The organism is Roseibium limicola, assembly GCF_017313085.1.
Classification (GTDB): domain Bacteria; phylum Pseudomonadota; class Alphaproteobacteria; order Rhizobiales; family Stappiaceae; genus Roseibium; species Roseibium limicola.
In genome coordinates this window covers 97,215-123,280 of sequence record NZ_JAFLNF010000009.1, presented here as the reverse complement: position 1 = coordinate 123,280, position 26,066 = coordinate 97,215, and the positions used below count along the sequence as shown (strand labels likewise).

Below are 26,066 nucleotides of genomic sequence, written 5' to 3'. Positions count from 1 at the left end.
TACGTCTCGGGAAAAACTTTCGCCTCCCGTGGCGTATCGAATTGGGTTTTCCCCGAATAGAAGTGGTCGGGCCATGAGATGACGGGCGGATAGGAGGTCAGTTGAAACAACCCCCTCTCCACAGTCGCCCTCGGCCCCGTACCGACGATCCAGACTTCGAGTGACTGGATGGTCGGGAGGATTGCGCCCCACGCGCCTGCTTCGCCCAGCTGCAAACACCCCCACCATCGTCACCCCGGACAAGCGTCAGCGCGATCCGGGGCGGGGGGGCCACGGACCAACCACAACACCTCGGCTCACCGATCCCGGATCTTCAGGCGTTGCCTTCGTCCGGGATGACAAAAGGAAGGCTCTGACAATCAGCCGCCGTTCAGCATTTTGGCGATCTTGACCGCGTAACGGTCGGTCATGCCGGATACATAGTCGGCTAAGGAATGGAGCGCCGTGTAGCTGTCGGTCACGTCGCGCAGATCCAGACCAGCGGCTTTCACCAGCTGGCGGTGATAGGAGGAGAGCTGATTTTCCTGCCAATCAGCCCGGTGCAACGCCTCGAAGACATCCGAAATGCCATCCAGCACCCGGTGGACGACGTTGCGGCCCATCACCTCCAGCTCGGTCTTGCGCTTTGAGGTAAACAGCCGCTCGCGAGCGACTTTCTTGATGGCGTTGAACTCGTCCGCCTTTGAGGAAACTTCAATCAAGGCCTCGGAAAACGTGCCGTCCATAATCGCCTCATAATGCGTCTCGAACGCTTCGACACTGGCGCGAATGGCCTTGCCGACACCCAGGGCACGGGCATAGGAGATGGCCTCTTCCGGCAGACGACGCGACTTTGCACCGGATTCCAGTTCCGACAATGGCGCCAACAGGTCGAACACGGCATCAAACGACAGATCGCCGGAGGTGTAGGCGTCTTCCATGTCGAGAATATTGTAGCAAATGTCGTCGGCGGCCTCGACCAGGAACACCAACGGATGGCGGCGCCACCAGGTGCCTTGGCCATGTTCAACCATCGGCAGGCCGGTGGCCTGGGCAACCTCCTCAAACTGCGGCAGGTCGCTGGCGAAGACACCGAATTTTTTCAGGCCGCAATAGGGCTCTGACAGGCGATTCTTCACATCGGCCGTCACTGGATATTTGGTGAAGGCGCCAAGCACCCCGCGCGACAGCCGCATGCCGCCCTGATTGCGGCGCATCTCCAGCCGGGTGAGGATGCGGAAGCCCTGGGCGTTGCCTTCGAACTCATTGAACTCGGCCTGGTGCGCCAGATCGAGATCGGCAAAAAGCGGCGCATTTTTAGCAAATTTGTCCTCGAACCACTGGCCGATGGCGGCCTCGCCGGAATGGCCGAACGGTGGATTGCCGATGTCGTGGGCCAGGCAGGCGGCAGAGACGATGCCGGAAATCCGGTGGCGATCGCCCTCGGGCATCTTGCCTGCCCGCTCCAGCCACTCGCCGACTTCAACCCCGAGGGACCGCCCAACGCTACTGGTCTCGATGGAATGAATCAGCCGGTGGTGCAGGTGATCGTTTTCATAAAGCGGATGCACCTGGGTCTTGTTGGCCAGTCGGCGGAAGGGCGCGGAAAAGGTGATCCGATCCGCGTCCTGCAAATAGGACGGTCGGTTCGGCTGCTCTTCGTAGTTGAGATCCTGAAGTCGGCGTCCATCCAGCAATTGGGCCCAGTCCAAGGCGCGCTCCCGTGGCTTTGTTTCAGTCGCCGAGTGTTGTAGCGGCTGATCCTGCAGGAGGCGAGGGGAAAGGGACAATCCCCTACCATCGTCACCCTCGGCCCCGTGCCGAGGATCCAGGCTTCGAGTGACTGGATGGTCGGGACAAGCCCGACCATGACGGATGAGAGGTTTGCGCCTGCTGGGACTAGCAACACAGAAGTCCCCACCATCGTCACCCCGGAAAAGCGCCAGCGCGATCCGGGGCCGGGGGGCCACGGACCATCATCCAGGCCTCGGCTCACCGATCCCGGATCTTCAGACGTTGCCCTCGCCCGAGATGACGATAAGGAAGGTTGTCGTCTCCATCCCCCACCGTCATTGCAGGACTTGATCCTGCAATCCATGCCGTTGCCGTACGTCTCGGGAAAGCTCTCGCATGCCGAGATGTAACGGCATGGATTCCCCCCAAACAGAAGGGGTCGAGCCATGAGATGGCGCAGGGGGATGACGGGGGGAGCCCAAAATGCCTCAGGCCGCGTTGGTTTGGCCGACGGTGGCGCGCAGAACCATCCCGTAGAGATCGCGGGGGTCGTCCGGGTCAGCCAGAAGATCCAGCTTCTCGAAATGAGCCGTGGTCTTGAGGATTTCGCGCAGGTAGCACAATGCGGCGAAATCCTCGATGGCGAAACCGACGCTGTCAAAGAGGGTGATCTGGCTTTCCGACGTGCGGCCGGGAACCTCACCGCGCATTACCTGCCACAGTTCAGTAACCTTGTGATCCGGCGCCAGTTGCTGGATCTCGCCCTCAATGCGGGTCTGCTCGGGCAGCTCGACGAAGATGTCGGAGCGCAACAGGATGTCCTTGTGCAGCTCGGTCTTGCCGGGACAATCGCCACCGACCGCGTTGATATGGACTCCGCTGCCGATCATGTTGTCGGTCAGGATCGTCGCGCTCTTCTTGTCGGCGGTGACCGTGGTGACGATATCCGCCCCTTCGATAGCCTCTTCCGGCGAGCTGCACACCGTCACATTCAGCCCGGAGCCAGCCAGATTGCGTTTCAGACGCTGACTGGCAGCCGCATCAATGTCATAGGCGCGGATGTCCGTGATGCCCACCAGCTGCTTGAAGCCAAGGCACTGGAAGTCGGATTGCGCGCCATTACCGATGATCGCCATGGTGCGCGCATTTTTGGGCGCCAGATACCTGGCGACGAGCGCCGAGGTCGCTGCGGTGCGCAAGGCCGTCAGGATGGTCATTTCAGTGAACAGCACCGGATAACCGTTGACCAGATCGGCGAGCACGCCAAAGCCGGTCACCGTCTGACGACCGGAGCGGGTGTTACCCGGATGGCCGTTGACGTATTTGAAGCCGAAGGTCTTGCCGTCACTGGTCGGCATCAGCTCAATGACGCCTTCCGGGGCATGGGCCGGAATGCGCGGCTTCTTGTCGAATTCGTCCCAGCGTTTGAAATCTGCCTCGATATAGCCGGCGATGCCTTCGATGATCGTCTCAACACCCTTTTCTGCGATGATACGCATCATGTTGTCGACGCTGACGAACGGCACATAGGCCAGGTTCGACGGGGCGGGCTTGTTGGCAGTCAGATCGTAGGGCGTGCTCATCGGTCAAAAGCTCCGGGTTGGGCGGTCAAACACGCGGCGGCCAAACAACGAGGCCACCAGATCAACCATCAGACGGGCCGTGCGACCACGGTCATCAAGAAAAGGATTGAGTTCCACCAGATCGAGGGAGGAAACGAGACCGCTGTCGTGCAGCATCTCCATTACCAGATGGGCCTCGCGGAAGGTTGCACCGCCTGGCACCGTGGTGCCGACGGCGGGCGCAATCCCCGGGTCGAGGAAATCGACATCCAGGCTGACATGCAGCAGGCCGTTGTGGCGTTTCACCCGGTCGAGGAACTGGCGCAGCGGTGCACCGATGCCTTCCTCGTCGATGCGGCGCATGTCGCTGACACCGGCTCCCGCTTTCACCAGAAGCTGGCGCTCCTTCGCGTCGATGGAGCGCACGCCCAGAACCTCGACATGCTCCGGTGCCAGAGGATGCCTCACCGGCTCTCCGAGATAGCTATCAAAGCCGGGGAGCCCGCAGAGAAAGGCGAGGGGCGTACCATGGAGGTTGCCACTCTCGGTGCTTTCCAGAGTGTTGAAGTCGGGATGCGCATCAAGCCAGAGCACGAACAACGGCCGCCCGCTCTCGGCTGCGGCTTCTGCTAGTCCAGCGACACTTCCAGCCGCGAGAGCGTGATCGCCGCCCATGAAGATCGGGAACACCGGATCGCGTCCCAGCTTGGATGAGCACTTGGAGATGGAACGGGTCCAGCCAGCCATCGCCTCCAGGTTCTTGACCGCCGGATTACCGCAGGTGAGGGGTTCGACCTCCTCCTTGCGAAGATTGCCGAGATCGCGCACCGAGTGGCCAAAGGCCTCAAGCTCCTGCCGAAGACCCGCGGTCCGATAGGCATCCGGGCCCATGCAACAGCCGCGCGTCGGTGCGCCTTCTTCCAGCGGTACACCTACCAAGATGATTTCCTGAGCTGTCACTGTCTGGCCTTCCGGTTTTCCTGTTGCGAAACTTCGACCAAATCATCGCAAGGAGGTGCGGCGGTGTAAATCGTCAGACTTGCGCAATTGGGAAGATGATTTTACCATAATGATAAGATCAATCTATCAAACTGGATAATATGGACACACTTGACCTGCAGATCATCTCAGCACTTCGGTCAGATGCGCGACGATCCGTTTCTGATCTGGCCGACGAGCTGAAGGTCGCACGAGCGACCCTGCGAGCGCGGATTTCCCGGCTCGAAGACCGTGGCGAGATCCTGGGCTATACTGTCGTCTTGCGCGATGACGGCCGCGATCTGCCGATCCGCGCGGTCACCTTGATGGCGATTGCCGGGCGCAATGCTGACCCCGTGGTCAAGATCCTCTCGGCGATGACGGAAGTGCGCGCCATTCACTCGACAAACGGCAAGTGGGATCTGGTTCTCGACATTGCCACACGCGATCTGGCCGCCTTCGACGAAGTGCTCAACCGGATCAGGCTGATCGATGGCATTGCCAACACGGAAACCAACCTGCTGCTGACCACGCGCAAAGGCTCTGTCAAGTCGGTTCCGCCAGAGCGGGCCTAGAGACTTGACCCCGACGGCTCGCAAATCGGGTCGCCGCGCCGCATACTTGTGCCCTAGGCTTGCTCAAGACGAGACCAGAAATCCATGAGCCGTGACATGACACAATCGCTATCTCCCGCAGCCCTGTTGCAGAATGCCGCCCCTGCCGCGATCACCGGTGAGAGCTCCGCCGACTATGATGTGGTGCGGCGGACGCTGGAACGGCTAACCCACGACTGGCGCAATCAACCCAGCCTCGAAGAACTCGCCAGCGATTCCGGCCTGCAGCCAATCCAGCTGCAACGGGTGTTTTCGCGCTGGGCCGGTCTCACACCGAAGCAGTTTCTGCAGGCCTTGACGCTGGACCACGCCAAGTCCCTGCTGGAAGATGCCGCCACTGTGCTCGACACCAGCTATGAGGTGGGGTTGTCCGGCTCCAGTCGGCTGCATGACCTCTTCGTCACCCATGAGGCAATGACGCCCGGCGCCTACCGCGAGCGCGGCAAGGGATTGACCATCTCCTATGGCTACCACCCATCACCTTTCGGCATCGCGCTTCTGATGATCACCGACAAGGGGCTGGCCGGGCTGGCGTTTTGCGAGGAAAATGAGCGGGAAGCCGCATTGGCCGACATGACCCGGAGGTGGCCGGCGGCACACTATGTCGAAAGCCATGAGGCGACGGCGCCCTTTGCGGCGCGGGTGTTTGATCCGCAGGCCTGGCAGGAGGACACCCCATTGCGGCTGGTGTTCATCGGCTCGAATTTCGAGCTGAAAGTCTGGGAAACGCTGCTGTCTATCCCGATGGGCAAGGCGACGACTTATTCGAATATCGCCGAAAGGCTCGGCAATCCCAAGGCCTCCCGTGCTGTCGGCACGGCGGTCGGACGCAATCCGATCTCTTTCGTCGTGCCCTGCCATCGAGTCCTGGGCAAAAGCGGATCGCTTTGCGGTTACCACTGGGGCCTGACGCGCAAACGCGCCATCCTGGGATGGGAATTCGGCCGCAGTCTCAGTGAATGACGCTGTCCGGCATCGGCAGGGTTGCCGTGAGATCCCAGCCGAAAGAGGTCAGGCGCTCGGCCGCCAAATCCGTCATGTCGCCCGGCATCATCAGCTGCACCAAGGTTGGCGGAAACGGATCGTTTTCCAGCTTGGCCTGAATCGTAATAAGCCGACTGGCCATTTCCGACGTCCAGGCGACCGTGTCATAGGGCAGGGCCAGCAAAGCATGACCATTCGCCGACAGGGCCACCGGAAGACCTGACACCAGCCGCATGTTGCTGAGCGGGCTGACTGTACGGTGATAATTCAGAAGCAGCACGATGCGGCGCAGCTCTGCATAGGCCAGGCCGCGCTCCTCGGCATCGGCTGCCTGAGCCACCAGCACCGACTTGTTCTTCAAAGCACCCATATCCTTCAGGTGATAAGCGATCACTGCCAGTTCCGTCGGCGTGTAATGCGGATTCTGAAGCAGGCGATCCGTGGTTTCTGCCGCGATCCCCTGCGAGATGAGCGCCTGGCGTGTCCGGCTCATCAACTCCTCGCGGCTTTCTTCCAGAACCATCTCGCGTAGGTCTTCCGTCGCGCCGACTGCCCGCATGGCAAGGCCACCGGGCACAAGTGCCAGAACCGCACTGATCCCCAGGCTTCCGGCGGTGGAGACGGTCGCCTCATTGTCGAGCGCCTCGGCCAGCGGCGCGTAAGTGGTGTAAGGATCGACGCCGAGCTTGAAGGCAAGCTCACGGCGGGCTTCCGCCTGTCCGGTCAAGGTGCGCGCCAGGTCACCGGCAGAGGTGATCTCACCTGTCACGGCCTTCTCCACGCCATCTGAAATGCGGCTCAGAACCTTGCCGACGCCGGCGGCGGTATCCTTGGCCGTGCCGATCGGGTTGGCCACCGTGTTCTGAACAAAATCAACCGGCTTTCCCGCGGCCTGCTTGACCCCAGCCATGAAGCTTTCCGTCGTCTGGGCCTGCCGCAGGCCCTCCAGCACGCTGATTTCCTTCAGCCGCTGCAGAGCCAGGCCGTCACCCTTTAGTGTCACAACCCCGCTTTCTTCCTGCAAAGTGTAGACCCGAAAGCCCTGTTCGGGACGGGCAGGGGGAAGAAGTTCATAGCCCGGCCCCTTCAGCGGCACTTGCAGTGCATCTGCAGGATCGCGCTCCGGCGCGGTCTCGAACGTGTCGGTGATAGCAGCAGCGGGCAGTGTGGCCAGCAGGGACAGGACAAGCCCCAGCGCTGAGGCCAGATGCCCAGTCCTATGGGCTCTCGGGGCAATACCTCGGCCAGCGGGTCGACGGTGATCTCGGAAAAACGATTTCAGACCCAGCACCCATTCCTCCAGTTTCGACGCACAGTTGAATAGGCGAGTGTCGTCATAATCTTGGGCGTTATTGCGGCGCCATGCCATTTGCCGCCAAAACTTCGCCAACGAGGTACAGAGATCCGCAGATCAGAATGCGGGGCGCCTCGCCGTCTTTCTGGGCACAGGCAACGACATCGGCAATCGCATCTTCCAGACGCTCAAACGGCGTCGCCTCCAGACCGGCAGTGCGGGCATGGTCCGCCAGTTCAAACGGATCCCGCGCCGTGGTCGACGAAGTGATCGGAACACAGGCAACATGACGCACGAGCCCGGCAAACGGCCGGAAAAATCCGACGGGGTCCTTCGTCGTCAACATGGCAGAGATCATGTACAGGGGGCGGGGCGTCCGCTCTTCCTGCTCTCCCATGAAGGTTGAAATCGTCACGCCGGCACCGGGATTGTGGCCACCGTCCAGCCAGATCTCCGCCCCTTCGGGACACCGATCCACCAGAGGCCCCTGGGTGAGCGGCTGCAGGCGTCCGGGCCAGTTGATGCGGCGCAGGCCCATTTCGGCAGCGACATCGCCGGGCCACAGGTCAGCGGCCTTCAAAGCGGCAATCGCCACCCCGGCGTTGATGACCTGGTGGTTGCCGATCAGGTTGCTCAGCGGGAGGTCGTGCAAGCCCTCCTCATCCTGGTAGGCCAGACGGCCATTGTCCTGATAGGCGGTAAAGTCCTGTCCGAAAATCGCAACCGGAGCGCCCACTCGCGCTGCAGCGCGAATGATCACTTCTTCGGCCTCTGGCTCCTGTGGCGCCATCACCACCGGACAGCCGGGCTTGATGATCCCGGCCTTTTCCGCCGCAATTTCCGCCAGACGTGTGCCGAGAAATTTTTCATGATCCATGGAAACCGGCGTGATGACCGTCGCCCAGGGCTTGTCGATCACGTTGGTGGCGTCCAGACGTCCGCCCAGTCCGACTTCCAAAAGCAGCACGTCGGCCGGCTCTTCGGCAAACAGCAGAAGGGCAGCAGCCGTTGTGACTTCGAAGAAGGTGATTTCCTGTCCGGCGTTGACTTCCTCGCAGCGCAAAAGCGCCTCGAACAACCTGGCGTCATCGACAAACTGGCCAGTGCTGCCCAGACGGATGCGCTCGTTGAACGAGACAAGATGCGGTGAGGTGTAAACGTGACAGCTTTTGCCACCGGCTTCCAGAATGGCCCGCATGGTGCCGGTCACGGAGCCCTTGCCGTTGGTCCCGGCGACATGAATCACCGGCGGCAGGCGCTTTTCCGGATAGCCCAAAGCCGCAAGCAATCGTTCCATCCTGCCAAGCGAGAGATCTATCTCCTTGGGGTGCAACGCCAGCAGGCGGTCGAGAATAGCGGTAATCTGATCCAAGGCGTCCTCGCGGATCAAGGTCCCTGCCCTCCACTGGGCAAACCGTCAGCTGTCTGCCGACTGGCTCCCAACGCAACCTGTACCTTCTCCCGGAGACAAGTATAGGCTTGCGCTTGCCCGAGAACGACCCCGTTTTTAACGAGGCCATTCAATTTATCCAGCTCAAACTTGGTTCAAGCGGTTGCTTTGTCGCCTGCGTCCGGCTCTACAGCCACTTCCACGGCAGTCGCCGCTTCAGCGGCAGAAGCTCGCTCCTGTTTCATCAGGATGCCGCAAATGCGCGAAATCGTTTCTTTCATCTCAAGCCGGTTGACGACCATGTCGACCATGCCGTGCTCAAGCAGATATTCGGCGCTCTGGAAATCGTCCGGCAGCTTTTCGCGAATGGTCTGCTCGACAACCCGGCGACCGGCAAAGCCGATCTGAGCGCCCGGCTCAGCGATGTGAACATCCCCGAGCATCGCATAGGACGCGGAAACGCCACCCGTGGTCGGGTTCGTCAGCACCACAATGTAGGGAAGACCTTCCTCGCGCAGCATCTGCACACCGACCGTGGTGCGCGGCATCTGCATCAGCGACAGGATACCTTCCTGCATGCGCGCACCGCCAGATGCTGTGAACATGACGAAGGGGGTCCGATTGGCAACGGCGGTTTCCATACCCTTGAGGATTGCTTCGCCGGCAGCCATACCAAGCGAGCCACCCATGAAGGCGAAGTCCTGAACGGCTGCGGTAAAGTCCGCGCCATTGACCTTGCCCTTGGCAACGTGCACAGCATCTTCTTCGCCGGTCTTGGAGCGATACTCCTTGATCCGGTCGACATAGCGCTTGCTGTCACGGAATTTCAGCGGATCGGCCACGACTTCCGGTGTCTTGATGTTCTCATAGACACCACCGTCAAAGAATGTATCCAGCCGCTTGCGCGCCGGCATGCGCATGTGGTGACCGGAATTCGGCACGACCCAATGGTTGGCCTCCAGATCGCGATGGAACACCATCTCACCCGTTTCCGGGCATTTGATCCAAAGGTTTTCCGGGACCTCGCGCTTCTTCAGAAGATCGCGGATTTTTGGCCGAACGAGGGAGTTGATCCAGTTCACGAGACGCGTCCGTTCTTACTATATTCTGCACTATACCGGATAAGGAGGACCCGGCCGAGTGGGCTCCTCTCTATCCTTTCGCGACGGTGATGACAACCGAAAGCGGCTATTCGACAAGAGAGAAGCCGCTTTTGGTTTAGTCTTTATTTTAGCTCTTGCGTGCCCGTGCCGTGCCTTCTGCCAGTGAGGTAATCAGGTCGGTAACGGCAGAAACTGTCTTTTCAGTGGCGGCGCCATTGGCATCCAGGCTGTCCTTGATCGCGCTGACCAGCACAGATCCGACTACAACCCCGTCTGCATTCTTGCCGACGTTTTCTGCGTCGTCTGCCGTCTTGATGCCAAAGCCGACGGCAACCGGCAGATCCGTATGACCCTTGATGCGGTTGACCGACGCGGCCACGTTGGTGGCATTCATGTTGGCAGACCCGGTGATGCCGGTGACAGAGACATAGTAGACAAAACCGGAGGTGTTGGCGAGGACCGCCGGAAGACGCTTGTCATCGGTGGTCGGCGTCGCCAGACGGATGAAGTTCAAACCGGCTTCCATGGCAGGAATGCACAGTTCATCATCAGCTTCCGGCGGAATGTCCACGATGATCAGACCATCAACGCCGGCTTCCTTGGCTTCCTTGACGAAAACCAATGGATCGCGGACGTAGATGGGATTGTAATAGCCCATGAGAATGATCGGCGTGTCGTCATCATGCTTGCGGAACTCCCGAACCATGTTCAGGGTCTTGTCCATGGTCTGGCCCGCAGCCAGAGCCCGCTGGGTCGCGAGCTGGATCGGCACACCTTCCGCCATCGGATCGGAGAACGGCATACCGAGCTCGATCAAGTCGGCCCCTGCTGCCGGCATGGCCTGCAGGATCTTGGCGGAGGTTTCCAGGTCCGGGTCGCCTGCGGTGATAAAAGTCACCAGCGCCGGCCGGCCTTGTTCCGCACATGCCTTGAAGCGGCGGTCGATACGCGTTTCGGTCATCCAACACCTACCCTGATCATCCATAAAATGCCGTGGGAACTGGCATTTTGCACGTCTGAAGGATGTAGGGGGCAGGGCCTCCCCCTGTCAATCCGCCCGGTGCGCCATTTTTGACCTTGTGGCCGACGCACAGGTTTTGGAGCGGATTGAAAGGTCGGCTTAGCGCAGGTCGTAGACCTTGGCATAAACGGTCTGGGAAACGTCGCAACGCTTCAGGCCATGGGCATCGAGTTCATCATCGCTCATGGTGGAGAATTCGGCGTAGAGGGCGCGGGCTGCACGGGCACGACCAACTTCTTCAAAAAATACTGCGCAGCTCTTGGAGAAAGAGGCCCAGGCGTGAGAGAGGCCATCGAGCGGGGAAGCGGCATATGTAAGAGCCATGAGACTGTTCCTTTCGGTCTTCAGGGATCGGCAGCAGGCCCCTCGGGGCGGCGCCGTGATTAACTTCTGACCAAATAATAGCCCTGCTCGTTCATGCCGCAACAGTTGATGTTGCGCAGCAGCAATGCAGAAACGGAATAGCTCTAACTTATTGAAATTTATAACAGTGCACTGCAATGCAGTGAGCGCAGGGCTGCCATGTCGGATCGGCTTATCTGACAGCCAAAGGTGATTTTCGACCTGTTTTACGTGAAACAATCGAGTTTAAATCGATACAAATACCGCGATAAACGCAGAAATGAAAAAAGCGCCGCCCGATGGGCAGCGCCTTGTTGTGTTTGAGCCATGTGCCTCTCAGGGACCGGCAGAGGCGATCAATCAGAGATCAAAGCCGAGCATCTCGCCCACGGCAAAGACATCCTTGTCCCCACGCCCACAGAGGTTCATGACGATGATCTTGTCCTTGTCCAGGGTCGGCGCCAACTTGACCACATGGGCCAGTGCATGGGCCGGCTCAAGTGCCGGAATGATGCCCTCGATCCTGGTCAGCAGCTGAAAAGCCTCGAGCGCCTCCGTGTCCATGATCGGAACATAGTCTACCCGGCCTGTGTCCTTCAGCCAGGAATGCTCAGGGCCAATGCCCGGATAGTCAAGACCGGCGGAGATCGAATGACCTTCGAAAATCTGGCCGTCGTCATCCTGCAACAGATAGGTCCGGTTGCCATGCAGAACCCCCGGCTTTCCGGCGGTGATCGAGGCGCAATGCTCCTGGCCTTCGAGGCCATGGCCCCCGGCTTCCACGCCGATGATCTGCACGCCTTCATCGTCCAGGAACGGGTGGAACAGGCCGATGGCGTTAGAACCGCCGCCGACAGCGGCCACCAGAACGTCAGGAAGGCGGCCTTCGGCCTCCATCATCTGTTCGCGTGTCTCCTGCCCGATCACCGACTGAAGATCGCGAACAATCTCAGGATACGGATGCGGTCCAGCCGCGGTGCCGATCAGATAATAGGTGTCGTCGACGTTGGTTACCCAATCGCGCAATGCCTCGTTCATGGCATCTTTCAAGGTGCCGGCACCGGCGGTCACCGGAGCGATTTCAGCGCCCAGCAGCTTCATGCGGAAGACGTTCGGCTTCTGACGCTCCACATCGGTGGCGCCCATGTAGACAACGCAAGGCAGGCCGAAACGGGCACAAACGGTGGCGGTTGCCACGCCGTGCTGCCCAGCGCCAGTCTCGGCGATGATGCGGGTCTTGCCCATACGCATGGCCAGGAGGATCTGACCCAAGCAGTTGTTGATCTTGTGCGAGCCGGTGTGGTTCAGCTCGTCGCGCTTGAAGTAGATCTTGGCGCCGCCCAGATGCTCCGTCAGCCGCTCGGCAAAATACAGCGGCGAGGGCCGTCCGGTATAATGCTTGTTCAGTGACGTGATCTCTGCAGCAAAGGCCGGATCAGCTTTCGCGTCTTTATATGCCTGTTCCAGATCGAGGATCAGCGGCATGAGGGTTTCGGCGACATAGCGCCCGCCGAAAATCCCGAAATGGCCACGGTCATCGGGACCGGACCGCATGGAGTTTGCCAAGGTGGTCAACTGAATTACTCCCCTGCCACTGGTGAAACGCTTCGGGCGGCCGCCACGAACGCGCGGATCTTCTCGATGTCCTTTACGCCCTTTTCCCGCTCCACGCCGGAGGAGACATCCACCGCTGTCGCGCCGGATCGGGTGATGGCCTGCGCCACATTCGACGCATCCAGCCCCCCGGAAAGCATGAAGGGCTTTGCAAGGTCAAGGTCTTTGAGAAGATCCCAATCAAAGGTGACGCCATTGCCACCGGGAAGGTCGGACCCTTTCGGCGGTTTGGCATCGAACAGAAGTCTGTCGGCGACGATGGAATAGTAGAGCGCTTCTTCCAGATCGGACCTGTCTGAAATCGCCACGGCCTTCATCACCTGCTTGTTGTACATGACTTTGGCAGCCGCGCAGGCTTCCGGAGTCTCATTGCCGTGAAACTGGAAAATGTCCGGGGCCACCAGCTCATTGATCCGCGACAGGCTGTCGAGATCCATGTTGACCGTCAACGCCACAACCTTCGCCTTGCCACGCGCCATGTCGGCCAGCTTGCAGGCCTGCGTCAGAGACACATGGCGCGGGCTTTTCGGAAAAAACACCAGCCCGACCATATCCACCCCGAGATCGAGGGTGGCCTGCATGGTCTCTTCCGTCGAGATCCCGCAAATTTTGATGAGAAGATCGGTCATGACGTCTTTCAATTCTGAGGCCGAGTAACCTTGGCTATCCACGCTACTTAGTCAATCCATCCCACTTTGCCAAATTCGGCTTTGGCCAAAGTCTCCGGGGAGTGTGAGGTGAAAGTGATCAACCCCTCCCCCTCGTGGGGTGGGGATCTTCCCGTTCTGATATCTATTTCAAATCGGCAACCCGAGATGCCGCCGGATTTTCTGAACTGCAAGTGTCGCGGCTCACCGATCCCGCATCTTCGCTATGCTTCGTCCGGGATGACGAAAGAGGTCTATTTCTCGTCATCCCGGCCAAACGAAGTGCGAGCCGGGATCGGTGAGCCACACAGTTTGAAAAGAACAACCCGGCCTTACGTCACATTGTAAGCAGCGATGGCGGCCATGTTGACGATGTCGCTGTCCTTGGCGCCCAGTGGAACGATCTGCACCGGCTTGTCGAGGCCGACCAGAAGCGGGCCGATGACGGTGGAGCCACCCAGTTCCTGCAGCATCTTTGTCGAGATGGAGGCGGAGTGGAACGCCGGCATGACCAGCACATTGGCCGGACCGGACAGACGGCAGAACGGATAGGCGCCCATCTTGTCCATATTGAGCGCCACGTCGGCTGCCATTTCACCGTCGTATTCGAAATCGACGCGGCGACGGTCCAGAATGCGCACGGCTTCCTGAACTTTCTCCGAGCGCTCGCCCTTCGGATGGCCGAAGGTCGAATAGGCCAGCATGGCGACGCGCGGCTCGTAACCGAGCTTGCGGGCGACATGGGCTGCTTCCTCGGCGATATCCGCCAGTTCTTCCGATGTCGGCATGTCGATGACCGCCGTATCGGCAATCAGAACGGTCCGGCCACGGGCAAGCGCCAGCGAGACGCCGATAACCCGGTGGCCTGGCTTGGTGTCGATGCAGGAGCGTACCGTGTCGAGCGCAACAGAATAGTTTCGCGTCACGCCTGTAACCATCGCATCCGCATCGCCGCGGGCAACCATGATCGCACCCCAGTAGTTGCGGTCGTTGTTGACCATGCGCTGGCAGTCCCGCAGCAGGTAGCCTTTGCGCTGCAGGCGGCCGTAGAGATACTGGGCATAATCGCTGTTGCGGTTGGACAGGCGCGCGTTCTGGATGGTTATCCCGGCGCGGCTGATATCGACGCCTGCATGCTGTGCGACTTTCTGGATCTCGTCTTCGCGGCCGATCAGGATCGCCTCACCCAGACCCTGGCTGACGAAGCTGGCGGCAGCGCGGATGACTGGCTCCTCCTCGCCCTCGGCAAAGACAACGCGCTTCGGCATCTGGCGCACCTTGGAGAAGATGCGCTGCAGAGTGCCGGCGACCGGATCACGGCGGGCCGACAGTTGTTGCTTGTAGGCGTCCATGTCGACGATAGGCTTGCGCGCCACGCCGCTGTCCATCGCCGCCTGGGCGACGGCCGGCGGAATGGTCGACATCAGGCGCGGATCGAAGGGCACCGGAATGATGTATTCCGGCCCGAACTTCGGCCGATTGCCGCGATAGGCGGCGGCGACCTCATCCGGCACTTCCTCCCGAGCCAGTTCCGCCAGAGCCTTGGCGCAAGCGACCTTCATCTCGTCGTTGATGGTTGTTGCCTGCACATCCAGGGCGCCACGGAAGATGTAAGGGAAGCCGAGGACGTTGTTGACCTGATTGGGATAATCGGAACGACCGGTGGCGACGATGGCATCGTCCCGCACTTCGGCGGCTTCTTCCGGAGTGATTTCCGGATCCGGATTGGCCATGGCGAAAATGATAGGGTTCGGCGCCATTGCCCGCAGCATGTCGTGGGTCAGCGCGCCCTTGACGGAAACGCCAAGGAAAACGTCAGCGCCCTTCAGTGCGTCATAAAGCGAGCGGTCGTCGGTCTCGATGGCGTGGGCGGATTTCCACTGGTTCATGCCCTCGGTGCGGCCCTTGTAGATGACGCCCTTGGTGTCACACAGGGTGACGTTGTTGTGTGGAATACCCATTGCCTTGACCAGCTCGATGCAGGCGATGCCTGCCGCGCCGGCGCCGTTGCAAACGACTTTGGCGGTCGCCATGTCGCGACCTGTCATGTGCAGGGCGTTGATGATACCAGCGGCGGCGATGATGGCGGTTCCGTGCTGATCGTCATGGAAGACCGGAATGTCCATCAGCTCGCGCAGGCGCTGCTCGATGATGAAGCAGTCGGGAGCCTTGATGTCTTCCAGGTTGATGCCGCCAAAGGATGGGCCGAGGTAGCGCACAGCGCTGATGAATTCCTCGACGTCCTGGGTATCCACTTCCAGATCGATCGAATCGACGTCGGCGAAACGCTTGAACAGGACCGCCTTGCCTTCCATCACCGGTTTGGAGGCCAGTGCGCCAAGGTTGCCAAGGCCGAGAATGGCGGTGCCATTGGAAATGACAGCGACCATATTGCCACGGGTGGTGTAATCGAACGCCTTGCTCGGGTCTTCGGCAATGGCAAGAACCGGCACCGCCACGCCCGGCGAATAGGCCAGCGAAAGATCGCGCTGGGTCGCCATGGGTTTCGTCGGAGTGATCTCAAGCTTACCCGGGCGGCCTTCCTGGTGGAAGTTCAGGGCTTCCTGATCGGTGAAGCTTATGGTCGTCTTCGGCGACTTTGACTTGGCGGACATTTTAGCGCGTTTCCTCTACCTGCTTTCCCTCACGGGGGCTGAGACCTTATCCCCTGAAAATTGCCCACTCAAGGCCTGGAATGGCATAGCAATTGTGAAAGCAGGAAACGGGTTTGCTAGTTTCGCCTCATGTCGGACCCACACACACCCAAAACTCAGCCGGTGGACGCCAAAGTCACACCGATGATGACCCAGTTCATCGAGATCAAGACCGCCAATCCGGACAGCCTGCTGTTTTACCGGATGGGAGATTTCTATGAGCTCTTCTTCGAGGATGCGGAAATCGCCGCGCGGGCACTCGGAATCACTCTGACAAAACGCGGCAAACACCTGGGCGAAGACATTCCGATGTGCGGTGTGCCGGTGCATGCAGCCGACGACTATTTGCAAAAACTGATCGCCACCGGCCATCGGGTTGCGGTTTGCGAGCAGTTGGAAGATCCGGCAGAAGCCAAGAAACGCGGTGGGAAATCCGTTGTCCGCCGGGATGTCGTCCGCCTGGTCACGCCAGGCACCCTGACCGAAGAGCGGCTGCTGGATTCCTCGTCCAACAACTACCTCTGCGCCCTGACGCGGCTGAAAGGCGGCTCGCTTGCCGGCGACAGCATTTTCGGGCTCGCCTGGATCGACATGTCGACGGGGGCCTTCCATGTTTCGGAAACCGATGATCAGCGCCTGGCTGCCGACCTTGCCCAGATCGACCCATGCGAACTGATCCTGCCCGACATGCTGCTGCAGGAAACCGATTTGCGCGCGCACGCGGAACACTCCGGGGCAGCGCTTTCGCCGGTTCCTCGCGCCTTTTTCGACAGCACGACGGCCTCGGATCGGCTGGCACATTATTTCAAGGTGAAAACCCTCGACGGCTTCGGCAGCTTTTCGCGCGCTGAACTTTCGGCGGCTGCCGGCATTCTGGCCTATGTGGAAAAGACCCAGCTTGGCGAGCGGCCACCGCTGGATCCACCCAGCCGGGAGAGCGGGGCAGGGCGGATGCTCATCGACCCGGCGACCCGCGCCAATCTCGAACTTACCCGCACCCTCGGCGGCGAAAAGCAGGGCAGCCTGCTGTCGATCATCGATCGCACGGTCACCGGTGCCGGCTCGCGTCTGCTTGCCAGTCGCCTAGCCGGACCGCTGGTGGATCCGGTTGAAATATCCCGGCGGCACGATGCCGTCGACTTCTTCCTCGACAACGAGATCTTGCGCGAGGGGCTGCGCCAGACCCTGAAGGGTGCTCCCGACATGGCGCGCGCCCTGTCGCGACTGGCCCTGCAACGGGGCGGCCCCCGCGATATTCTTTCAATCGCCGAAGCACTGCTGGCAGCCCAGGATTTCCTCGCCCGTCTGAGCCATGTCAGCGGCGAGGTGCCTGCCGAGATCGCGAGCGCCAGCGCACATCTGCAACAGGCGCCGCACGACCTGGCGGAAGAGCTGCGTCGCGCCGTCAAGGAAGAGCCGCCGCTGCTGAAGCGCGACGGAAATTTCGTGGCGGCCGGGTACGACGAGAACCTGGATGAGCTGCGGGCACTGCGCGATGAAAGCCGCAAGGTCATCGCCCGTTTGCAGGCTGACTATGCAGAAGAACTCGGCATCCGCGCGCTGAAGATCAAGCACAACAACGTGCTCGGCTGGTTTATCGAAACGCCGACCGCCCAGTCGGAGAAACTGCAAGGCGATCCAGGCCGCTTCATCCATCGCCAGTCGATGGCCGGTGCGATGCGCTTCACCACGACTGAGCTGGCAGAGCTGGAATCGAAGATCGCCAGTGCCGGCGAGCGCTCGATGGCCATCGAGATGGAGGTCTTCGAGCGCCTGTGTGCCGCCATCATCAATGTCGGTGATCGCATCAAGGCCGCAGCGCATGGGCTTGCCGTCCTCGACGTCTCCGCCGCTCTGGCAAAGCTGGCGCAGGAAGAAAGCTATGTGCGCCCATTGGTCGACACCAGTCATGCCTTCGAGATCACGGCAGGTCGTCACCCGGTGGTGGAAGCTGCCTTGCGCAAGACCGGCGGGGACAGCTTTGTTGCCAACAACGCCAATCTGGGGCCGGACGAAGAAGAACCGCAGGGCAACATCTGGCTGATCACCGGTCCGAACATGGCCGGTAAGTCGACCTTCCTGCGGCAGAATGCACTGATTGCCGTGCTCGCCCAGATGGGCGGGTTCGTGCCGGCCGCCGCCGCTCATATCGGCGTCGTCGACCGGTTGTTCTCCCGCGTCGGGGCGGCGGATGATCTGGCGCGCGGCCGCTCGACCTTCATGGTGGAAATGGTGGAGACCGCCGCCATTCTCAATCAGGCCGGCGACCGATCGCTGGTGATCCTCGATGAAATCGGCCGTGGAACAGCGACTTTCGACGGGCTTTCGATTGCCTGGGCGACCATCGAACATCTGCATGAAGTCAACAAATGCCGCTCGCTGTTTGCCACCCATTATCACGAGCTGACAGCGCTGGCCCAGAAACTCGACCGGCTGTCGAATGCGACGGTTCAGGTCAAAGAGTGGAATGGCGACGTCGTCTTCCTGCATGAGATCGTGCCGGGCGCCGCCGACCGGTCCTACGGCATTCAGGTGGCGAAACTGGCCGGCCTGCCGCAAAGCGTCGTAGAGCGGGCGAAAACCGTTCTGAGCCAACTGGAAGAACAGGACCGGGGCAACAAGGCCGAAACTCTGATCGACGAGTTGCCGCTGTTTGCCGCCCTGGCCCCTGCTCCCGTTGTCTCCGCACATGCCTCGGCCGAACCGGATCCGCTGCACGAGGCCCTGAGCGGCATCGACCCCGACGACATGACGCCCAAGGAAGCACTTGAAGCGCTCTATCGGCTGAAGTCCATTCGTCGGATATGACGACTGCCGGGGTTGGCAACGCCCTGTTGACCGGCTCCCGTTGGCAGATCTGAGAAAGGCCGGCAGGCCGCCAAAGTCCTCCGCCATGTGATGTCATACTGCAGAAAGATTTCGAACCTACCTTCATAGACCCTGCCTGTTTTGCGTTCTGCCTTTCGGGACAAAAATGACTTTCTTTTATGGCTTGCCACGACAGGGCACGGCGATATTCGCGCTCGTGCTGATCAACAGCCTCTGTACATCTTCGCTTATTCCGCTGATGAGCTTCTTTATCGTTGAGGGTCTCGGCGTGCCGCCCTGGCAGGCCGGTTTCTACGTCGCGACCGTGGCGCCGCTGTCGTTGCTGACGAATCGCTGGGCGGGAGAGAAGCTTGATCACGGGGCGCGTGTGCGCAACCTGTTGCTGCTGTCCCTGTCGTCCTATCTGTTGGCCACCCTCCTACTGACCCAGATCGACCGGCTGTGGCTGTTGCTGCTGTGTATTGCGCCGCTGATGAGCCTTGCCAACATGGGCAGCGGCATCATTTTCACCTTCGGACGGCTTTATGCGACCACCGAGGGGCTGAATGTCGCCGTGATGAATTCACGGTTGCGGATTGCCGTGTCGCTGGGCTGGATGATCGGGCCCGCCATGGCCTATGCGCTGGTGGCGCAATTCGGCTTCACCACGACCTTCCTCTGCTCGTTCGGCATCGGCCTGGTCTATATGATCCTCTGGCACCGGCTAATCCCGCCCGACTTCCACGGGCCGGTGCGTGCGCGTAGATCTCGGCATGAAGATCCAATCAACTGGAAGCTATTGCTGGCAGCCCTGAGCTGCCTCGGGTTCGTCGTCACGAATTCGCTGTTCGTTTCCTCCATGCCCTTGTTTTTCATACAGGAAACAAACCTGCCCGGATTCACGCCGGGACTGTCCCTGTCGGTCAAATGTCTTGTCGAGGTGTTTGTTATCTTTGCCTCATCCCAGATGGCGCTACGCTTCGGGACCCGACCACTGCTGCTGCTTGCCGCTGTGCTGGGGATTGCGGCCATGCTGCTGTTCTCCCAGGTGACCGCTGTCTGGCACGCCCTAGCTATTTCGGTGCTGGAAGGCATCTACTATGGGCTATTCGCCGGCCTCTCGATCACCTTCGTTCAGAGCTTTGCCGCAGATCGCCCCGGTCGAGCCACTGCCACCTACATGAACACGCTTTTCTTTGGTGGCATGATCGGCGGCATTTCCATGGGCTTCATCGCCAGTGCCAGCAGCTTCCAGACAGTGCTGTATTGCGCAGCCGGAGCTTCGGCAACAGCGCTGCTTCTGCTGCTCGCCACGATGCGTCTGCGTCCGAGTGAGGTCGCAAAGGTCTAAACGTGAAAACCGCCCGACTTGGCAGAATGCAGCGCATTGCCGAGAGCACCGGCAAAACTGGTGCGATCATCCGGATTGAGAAAATTGCCGACTTCCACGGTATCGCCTCGGGAGATCAGGGCGATCTTCGTGACACCTTCATCCTTCAGTCGGGTGACAGACAGGCGCACCCAGACCGGATTGAACCGCAGTTCGGTGTTGCGCTTTCCCGGACCGACCTTGCGGATGACGATCTCGGAGGCAGAAATCTCGATCTCCTCATAGGCATGGGCGGATGCATAGTTGAGCTTGAATGCCGCCCAGACCAGCAACACGTCGAGCCCGAAAAAGCCGAAGACCGGCCAGGCACCGATGGAAAGAAACACCAGTCCGGCGATAAAACTGATCACTCCGAGGCAAATCATCAGGGTCAGAAACCCATGGGGCCCCAGCGAGCGATAGGGCGTCAGCACCGCAGAGAAGAAGGGCTTCTCCGGCTGATCGGCTGTTGGCACTGAAACTTTCGCCGTTTGATCGGCTTTCGGATTGTCGTCCTGCATGAGGTTTGATTATAGAGGACTCATGACAGACGAAAAGCCCACCTCGCCGACTGAAGTTTCGCCCGCTGCATCCACCGCAACGAAACCGGCGGCAAAACCCGCTCGGAAATCTGCTGCCAAGAAGCCGGCGAAACCGAAGCGCAAGGCGCCCTCGGTCGACAATCCCGGCAAGGTTTTGAAGCGGTCACGCTATTCGCGGCTCGAAAGCCATCAGATCTTCCAGCGCTTCCATGCCGATAATCCGGTGCCGGAAGGCGAGCTGGACTACACCAATGCCTACACGCTGCTGGTCGCGGTTCTGCTCTCGGCCCAAGCAACAGACGTTGGTGTCAATCGGGCAACGAAAAAGCTGTTTCTGCTGGCCGATACACCGCAAAAGATGGTGGCACTGGGCGAGGATGCCGTGCGCGAACATGTGCGCACCATCGGGCTCTATAAGACCAAGGCGAAGAACGTCATCCTCATGTCGGAAATGCTCATCCGCGACCATGGCGGAGAGGTGCCCCCGGTGCGTGAGGAGCTTGAAAAGCTACCCGGCGTCGGCCGCAAGACAGCCAACGTGGTGCTGAATATCTTCTTCGGCCAACCGACCATTGCCGTCGACACCCATTTGTTTCGGCTCGGTAATCGCATCGGCATTGCCCCCGGCAAGACACCGTTGGAGGTGGAAAAGGCCATGGAACGGGCGATCCCGACGGAATACAGCCTGCATGCCCATCACTGGCTGATCCTGCATGGCCGCTACATCTGCAAGGCGCGCAAGCCGGAATGCAAACGCTGTGTCATCTACGATCTATGCCGCAGCCTTGAGCGCGAAGAGCTTGATGCCATACCGGAAATCGCCGAGCGCGTCGCCGGTTGGGTGGCTGAAGGCAAAACCCGAGCCGACCTCTGATGCAGCTTCCGCCGAAGGCCGGGCGTCTACGCTTTCGCTTATGAACCAGCCGGACGACCTGCGTTTCATAAGCGACAGGCAGATCTTTGCAGCTTCTCGACAAGCTCGGCTTCAGCTGGAGCCGGAGAATGCTCTTCCCCGGAACCGAAAATCAGATTGAATTTTTGGAATAGACGTCAGCCGCAGGGCACGCGTTAGTGGAATGACGCGACGCCGCGGCTAAAAGGTCAGCTTTTGGGACGAACGCGGACGATGACGTCAACGCGAACGATTTCCATGCCTTCCGGGGCTTCCGGAACAAGGCCAATGCCGACTTTTTCGCCGGGAATATCAACCACCTCGTTTTCTCCCTCGATGAAGAAGTGATGGTGATCGGAGACATTGGTGTCGAAGTAGGTCTTGTTGCCGTCAATCGCGACTTCACGCAGCAGGCCTGCTTCCGTGAACTGGTGCAAGGTGTTGTAGACCGTGGCCAGCGATACCGGAACTTTTGCGTCGACAGCTTCTTCGTGCAACAGCTCGGCAGAAATATGCCGATCGCCCTGTGAATAGAGGATCTCGGCAAGAGAGACGCGCTGACGGGTCGGGCGCAAACCGGCGTCGCGCAACAGGTCCGTTACATCGCGCGGTGTCTCATGCGTATGATCGTGTTCATGCATCGGCATATTCTCGGTCATTCCCAAACTCGTGCCCAACTCGTGGCGGCCCAAAGGTCGCGCCGGTCTCCTGATGAGCGCCCTTCAGCGCTTCCTCAAGCCGGCAGGCCGCTCGTTCATGATGGTCTTTGCAGCACTTTCTGCAAGACTATCGAGCGTCCATTAACATAGCATTTCCCGCACTCCCCATGGGGTCGCGGCTGCATTTCTATCTATATCTGCCATTTCTTGTGCCTAAGATGCAAGTTTTTCGTGAACTTCGGGGTTGGAGGATAGTCGGCAGATGCGGGAATTTTTCTCGGCATCCCTTCAAAAGGCGTTCTGAAACACCCAACATTACCCTATCGTGACCTTCCAGAGGCGGTTTGCCTATGTTAGGAAAGCCCAAACGTGAAAGAAGACCAATGTTCCCGGTCCGGCATCTCGCTCGGACAACGGAATTCAAGACAACGGATCGTACATGACCGAACGGGCCTCCAGCTACGAATACGACGACCTTCTTGCCTGCGCACGCGGCGAGCTTTTTGGACAGGGCAATGCCCAGCTGCCATTGCCGCCGATGCTCATGTTCGACCGGATCACCGATATTTCGGAAACCGGCGGCGAGTTCGACAAGGGCTATGCCCGCGCTGAGTTCGATATCAATCCCGACCTCTGGTTCTTCCCGTGTCACTTTCAGGGCAATCCGGTCATGCCGGGCTGTCTGGGTCTGGACGCGATGTGGCAGCTGACCGGCTTCTACCTCGGCTGGCTTGGCCTGCCTGGCAAGGGCATGGCGCTCTCCACCGGCGAAGTGAAGTTCAAGGGCATGGTCACGCCTGACGTGAAGAAGGTCGAATATGGTATCGACTTCAAGCGCATCATGAAGGGCCGTCTGGTTCTTGGTATTGCCAACGGCTGGCTGAAGGCCGATGGCGAACAGATCTACAAGGCAACCGACCTGCGCGTCGGCCTTGCCAACACTTAAATGCTGGCGCGGAGGGCCTTTGCCTCTCCGGAATAGTTAGTCTGAAGAGAGTACGCGTCCCGCGCTTTTTTAACAAAAGGCGCGGGGCAGGTTTATGGGAGCCGCAAACCTTCGGGTTGATTGGTTTTACGAGCGGCTTCGATCAGAATAGGAGACCGCTATGCGGCGGGTTGTTATCACCGGTTTTGGGATCGTGTCTTCCATTGGCGCGAACGGACAAGAAGTCCTGACGAGCCTGCGCGAAGGCAAGTCCGGCATCAGCTTTGCGCCGGAATATGCCGAGCACGGCTTCCGCAGTCAGATTCATGGCATGCCGAATGTTGACCTGACCGAGCTGGTCGACAAGCGTCAGCTTCGCTTCATGGGCGATGGCGCGGCTTACAACTATGTCGCCATGCAGCAGGCAATCGAAGACAGCGGTCTGGAAGACAAAGACATCTCCAATGAACGCACGGGCCTGATCATGGGCTCTGGTGGTCCGTCTACCAAGAACCTGTTCCAGGCCCACAAGATCGTTATCGAAAAGGGTGCTCCGAAGCGTATGGGACCGTTCATGGTCACGCGTGGCATGAGCTCGACCAATTCGGCTTGTCTGGCGACGCCCTTCAAGATCAAGGGCATCAACTATTCCATAACTTCGGCCTGCTCGACGTCGGCGCATTGCATTGGCGCTGCAACCGAGCAGATCCAGTTCGGCAAGCAGGACGTGATGTTTGCCGGTGGCGGCGAGGAACTCGACTGGACCCTGTCCTGTCTGTTCGATGCCATGGGCGCCATGTCCTCCAAGTACAACGACACACCGCAGACAGCGGCCCGCGCCTATGACGCGACCCGAGACGGGTTCGTCATCGCCGGCGGTGGCGGCGTCGTGGTGCTGGAAGAGCTGGAGCATGCGAAGGCTCGCGGCGCCAAGATCTACGCCGAAGTCACTGGCTATGCTGCCAATTCCGACGGCTATGACATGGTTGCTCCGTCCGGTGAGGGCGGCGAGCGCTGCATGCGTCTGGCGATCTCCACACTGGGGGACCGCAAGGTCGACTACATCAACGCCCATGGCACATCGACGCCAGTCGGCGACATCGGTGAAGTTGAAGCAGCGCGTCGGGTGTTTGGTGAAAACCAGCCGCCAATCTCTTCGACCAAGTCGCTGACCGGTCACAGCCTGGGCGCCACGGGTGTGCAGGAAGCCATCTATTGCCTGCTGATGCTGCAGAATGATTTCATCACGGCATCCGCCAACATCACCGAGCTGGATCCGGCTCTGAAGCCGGAAGAGATCGTCACCGAGCGCCGCGACAACGCCGGCCTCGACACGGTTCTTTCCAACAGCTTCGGCTTCGGCGGCACCAATGCCTCCCTGGCTCTGTCCAAATTCCACGGCTAAGGAGACCAAACTGTCATGACCGGTATCATGAAAGGAAAACGCGGCCTTATCATGGGTGTGGCCAACAACCACTCCATTGCCTGGGGCATCGCGAAGACCCTGGCCGATCACGGCGCCGAACTGGCCTTCACCTATCAGGGTGAAGCCTTCGGACGTCGAACCAAGCCGCTTGCCGAGAGCGTCGGTTCAAACCTGCTTCTGCCGTGCGATGTAGAAGACATCGACAGCGTCGATGCGGTGTTTGACACCTTGAAGAAAGAATGGGGCAGCATCGACTTTCTGGTGCATGCCATCGGGTTCTCCGACAAGACCGAACTGCGCGGAAAATATGCCGACACATCGCGGGACAACTTCACCCGCACCATGGTTATTTCGTGCTTTTCCTTCACGGAAATCACCAAGCGCGCTGCTGCGATCATGCCGGACGGCGGATCGATCATCACGCTCACCTATGGCGGCTCGACCAAGGTCATGCCGAACTACAATGTCATGGGTGTCGCCAAGGCAGCGCTTGAATCGTCCGTGCGCTATCTGGCCGTCGACTACGGCAGCCAGAATATCCGCGTCAACGCCATCTCGGCCGGCCCGGTTCGCACGCTTGCAGGCTCCGGCGTGTCCGATGCCCGCCTGATGTACAACTACCAGAAGCGCAACGCGCCACTGTGCCGCACCGTGTCTCTTGAGGAAATCGGTGGAACAGGCCTGTATCTCCTGTCCAACCTGTCAGGTGGCGTCACCGGTGAAGTGCATTTCGTTGACAGCGGCTACAACATCATGTCCATGCCGCGCCTGGACGAATTGAAGGTTCAGGAAGAAGCGGCCGTCGAATAATCTGCTGACGGACCTGAAGTCATGAAAAAGGCGGCCCATGAGGCCGCCTTTTTTAATGCCAAACTCGGTCTTAGACGAAAAGCCTAGAGAGCCGGATCAGTCGAGCGTTTCGTCCGGATAAACCCCGAACAGCCTTGTCTGATCAACCCAGCCGTCAAATGCGTCGCCATGGACCCGGCACCAGCCATCTTCGCATGCGTTGATGCTGGCCAGAACATTCGTTTCCAACTCAGCAACGATTGGCGCGCTGGAGTTTGCCTTGGCCCGAACCGGTGTCTTCAAGCTCTCGTCCCAAGGGGTGACGAGTGCCGTTCTGCGGCTGGAGAGCAGGGAATGAAACACCCAGCCCTTTTGACCCTGCCAATCACGGATGTGCCGCCAGTTTTCAAATTCCTGAATGATTTCAACAGGAAGACCGGCGTGAATATAGGTCCAGACGACATCATGGTCGCGCGAGGGCCCTTTTCTGACGTTCACACGATCGGATTTCAGCGACACAAATCGAGGGATCGGCAAACCGCTGGCGCCGGTGGTGGCGCTCTGTGCGTGGGCCTGCATGGTCTCGCCAACAAAACCTGCACCGAGCATAAAGGCAAAAACCAATAGGCAGAGGCCGGGTTTTAGACGAGTCGTGATGAAAGCCATATTATTCGCTTGTCCAATTGTTTTTCATGGGCGAGATCCTGCAAAAACCTCTAGCGAAAACCAGACGGAAAGGC

22 protein-coding genes are annotated in these 26,066 nt (G+C 59.7%); 8 read left to right on the top strand and 14 right to left on the bottom strand.

The window, feature by feature from the left end; translation table 11 throughout:
• Positions 1–359 precede the first annotated feature (359 nt).
• From dgt to rocF, 3 genes are all read right to left on the bottom strand, one after another.
• On the bottom strand, positions 360–1,691 hold the full coding sequence (gene dgt / locus J0X15_RS18295; RefSeq protein WP_206943941.1) for a dGTP triphosphohydrolase: 1,332 nt from the start codon (positions 1,689–1,691) through the stop codon (positions 360–362).
• A gap of 510 nt (positions 1,692–2,201) precedes the next feature.
• Positions 2,202–3,296, bottom strand: a complete 1,095-nt coding sequence (locus tag J0X15_RS18290) for an ornithine cyclodeaminase (protein ID WP_206943939.1) — start codon at positions 3,294–3,296, stop codon at positions 2,202–2,204.
• Positions 3,297–3,299: 3 nt separating this feature from the next.
• Positions 3,300–4,217 (bottom strand): arginase, encoded by a 918-nt coding sequence (rocF, locus tag J0X15_RS18285; RefSeq protein WP_331461954.1) that lies wholly within the window; start codon positions 4,215–4,217, stop codon positions 3,300–3,302.
• Between the two features lie 158 nt (positions 4,218–4,375).
• On the opposite strand from rocF, the gene J0X15_RS18280 reads away from it, so the two are divergent.
• On the top strand, positions 4,376–4,828 hold the full coding sequence (locus tag J0X15_RS18280) for an Lrp/AsnC family transcriptional regulator (RefSeq protein WP_206943936.1): 453 nt from the start codon (positions 4,376–4,378) through the stop codon (positions 4,826–4,828).
• A gap of 96 nt (positions 4,829–4,924) precedes the next feature.
• Positions 4,925–5,830 (top strand): methylated-DNA--[protein]-cysteine S-methyltransferase, encoded by a 906-nt coding sequence (locus tag J0X15_RS18275; protein WP_206943934.1) that lies wholly within the window; start codon positions 4,925–4,927, stop codon positions 5,828–5,830.
• On the opposite strand, the gene J0X15_RS18270 is transcribed toward J0X15_RS18275, so the two are convergent.
• The 8 genes from J0X15_RS18270 to J0X15_RS18235 all read right to left on the bottom strand — a co-directional run bounded on the left by J0X15_RS18270 (position 5,820) and on the right by J0X15_RS18235 (position 15,877).
• Positions 5,820–7,142 (bottom strand): hypothetical protein, encoded by a 1,323-nt coding sequence (locus J0X15_RS18270; protein ID WP_206943932.1) that lies wholly within the window; start codon positions 7,140–7,142, stop codon positions 5,820–5,822. The two genes, J0X15_RS18275 and J0X15_RS18270, sit on opposite strands and share 11 nt — an antisense overlap.
• A 58-nt stretch (positions 7,143–7,200) precedes the next feature.
• Complete coding sequence (locus tag J0X15_RS18265) at positions 7,201–8,517, bottom strand: bifunctional folylpolyglutamate synthase/dihydrofolate synthase (protein ID WP_209015449.1); 1,317 nt, start codon at positions 8,515–8,517, stop codon at positions 7,201–7,203.
• 173 nt (positions 8,518–8,690) lie between these two features.
• Positions 8,691–9,617, bottom strand: a complete 927-nt coding sequence (gene accD / locus J0X15_RS18260) for an acetyl-CoA carboxylase, carboxyltransferase subunit beta (protein ID WP_206943930.1) — start codon at positions 9,615–9,617, stop codon at positions 8,691–8,693.
• A 148-nt stretch (positions 9,618–9,765) separates the two neighbouring features.
• A complete protein-coding gene (trpA, locus tag J0X15_RS18255; protein ID WP_206943928.1) occupies positions 9,766–10,599 on the bottom strand; it encodes a tryptophan synthase subunit alpha in 834 nt (277 codons plus the stop codon).
• 159 nt (positions 10,600–10,758) lie between these two features.
• Positions 10,759–10,983, bottom strand: coding sequence for a hypothetical protein (locus tag J0X15_RS18250; protein ID WP_206943920.1), 225 nt, complete (start codon positions 10,981–10,983; stop codon positions 10,759–10,761).
• 378 nt (positions 10,984–11,361) lie between these two features.
• Positions 11,362–12,555, bottom strand: coding sequence for a tryptophan synthase subunit beta (trpB, locus tag J0X15_RS18245; protein WP_209015463.1), 1,194 nt, complete (start codon positions 12,553–12,555; stop codon positions 11,362–11,364).
• 26 nt (positions 12,556–12,581) lie between these two features.
• Entirely contained in the window at positions 12,582–13,244 is a 663-nt protein-coding gene (locus tag J0X15_RS18240; protein WP_206943917.1) for a phosphoribosylanthranilate isomerase, read from the bottom strand.
• 350 nt (positions 13,245–13,594) lie between these two features.
• Positions 13,595–15,877 (bottom strand): NADP-dependent malic enzyme, encoded by a 2,283-nt coding sequence (locus J0X15_RS18235; protein WP_206943915.1) that lies wholly within the window; start codon positions 15,875–15,877, stop codon positions 13,595–13,597.
• Between the two features lie 129 nt (positions 15,878–16,006).
• Here J0X15_RS18235 and mutS point away from each other — a divergent pair, with 129 nt between their 5' ends.
• Both mutS and J0X15_RS18225 read left to right on the top strand, forming a co-directional pair.
• The gene (gene mutS, locus J0X15_RS18230; protein ID WP_206943913.1) at positions 16,007–18,724 is read left to right on the top strand and encodes a DNA mismatch repair protein MutS; all 2,718 of its coding nucleotides are present in this window, start codon (positions 16,007–16,009) and stop codon (positions 18,722–18,724) included.
• A gap of 166 nt (positions 18,725–18,890) precedes the next feature.
• Positions 18,891–20,075 carry an MFS transporter gene (locus tag J0X15_RS18225; RefSeq protein WP_206943911.1) on the top strand — a complete coding sequence of 395 codons (1,185 nt, stop codon included), beginning with the start codon at positions 18,891–18,893 and terminating at the stop codon, positions 20,073–20,075.
• On the opposite strand, the gene J0X15_RS18220 is transcribed toward J0X15_RS18225, so the two are convergent.
• A complete protein-coding gene (locus tag J0X15_RS18220; protein ID WP_206943909.1) occupies positions 20,072–20,614 on the bottom strand; it encodes a DUF2244 domain-containing protein in 543 nt (180 codons plus the stop codon). The genes J0X15_RS18225 and J0X15_RS18220 overlap by 4 nt on opposite strands.
• Before the next feature lie 22 nt (positions 20,615–20,636).
• On the opposite strand from J0X15_RS18220, the gene nth reads away from it, so the two are divergent.
• Positions 20,637–21,509 (top strand): endonuclease III, encoded by an 873-nt coding sequence (nth, locus tag J0X15_RS18215; RefSeq protein WP_206943907.1) that lies wholly within the window; start codon positions 20,637–20,639, stop codon positions 21,507–21,509.
• A 227-nt stretch (positions 21,510–21,736) separates the two neighbouring features.
• On the opposite strand, the gene irrA is transcribed toward nth, so the two are convergent.
• On the bottom strand, positions 21,737–22,186 hold the full coding sequence (irrA, locus tag J0X15_RS18210) for an iron response transcriptional regulator IrrA (RefSeq protein WP_269439439.1): 450 nt from the start codon (positions 22,184–22,186) through the stop codon (positions 21,737–21,739).
• 439 nt (positions 22,187–22,625) lie between these two features.
• Between irrA and fabA the strand changes: the two genes are divergently transcribed.
• The 3 genes from fabA to fabI all read left to right on the top strand — a co-directional run bounded on the left by fabA (position 22,626) and on the right by fabI (position 25,347).
• Complete coding sequence (gene fabA / locus J0X15_RS18205) at positions 22,626–23,132, top strand: 3-hydroxyacyl-[acyl-carrier-protein] dehydratase FabA (protein WP_206943905.1); 507 nt, start codon at positions 22,626–22,628, stop codon at positions 23,130–23,132.
• Between the two features lie 160 nt (positions 23,133–23,292).
• Positions 23,293–24,516: a beta-ketoacyl-ACP synthase I gene (fabB, locus tag J0X15_RS18200; RefSeq protein WP_206943903.1), complete on the top strand. Its 1,224-nt coding sequence runs from the start codon at positions 23,293–23,295 to the stop codon at positions 24,514–24,516.
• Between the two features lie 15 nt (positions 24,517–24,531).
• Complete coding sequence (gene fabI / locus J0X15_RS18195; protein ID WP_206943901.1) at positions 24,532–25,347, top strand: enoyl-ACP reductase FabI; 816 nt, start codon at positions 24,532–24,534, stop codon at positions 25,345–25,347.
• A gap of 96 nt (positions 25,348–25,443) precedes the next feature.
• Here the strand turns inward: fabI and J0X15_RS18190 are convergent, their stop codons facing one another.
• Positions 25,444–25,905, bottom strand: a complete 462-nt coding sequence (locus J0X15_RS18190; RefSeq protein ID WP_231710489.1) for an SH3 domain-containing protein — start codon at positions 25,903–25,905, stop codon at positions 25,444–25,446.
• Positions 25,906–26,066: the final 161 nt, after the last annotated feature.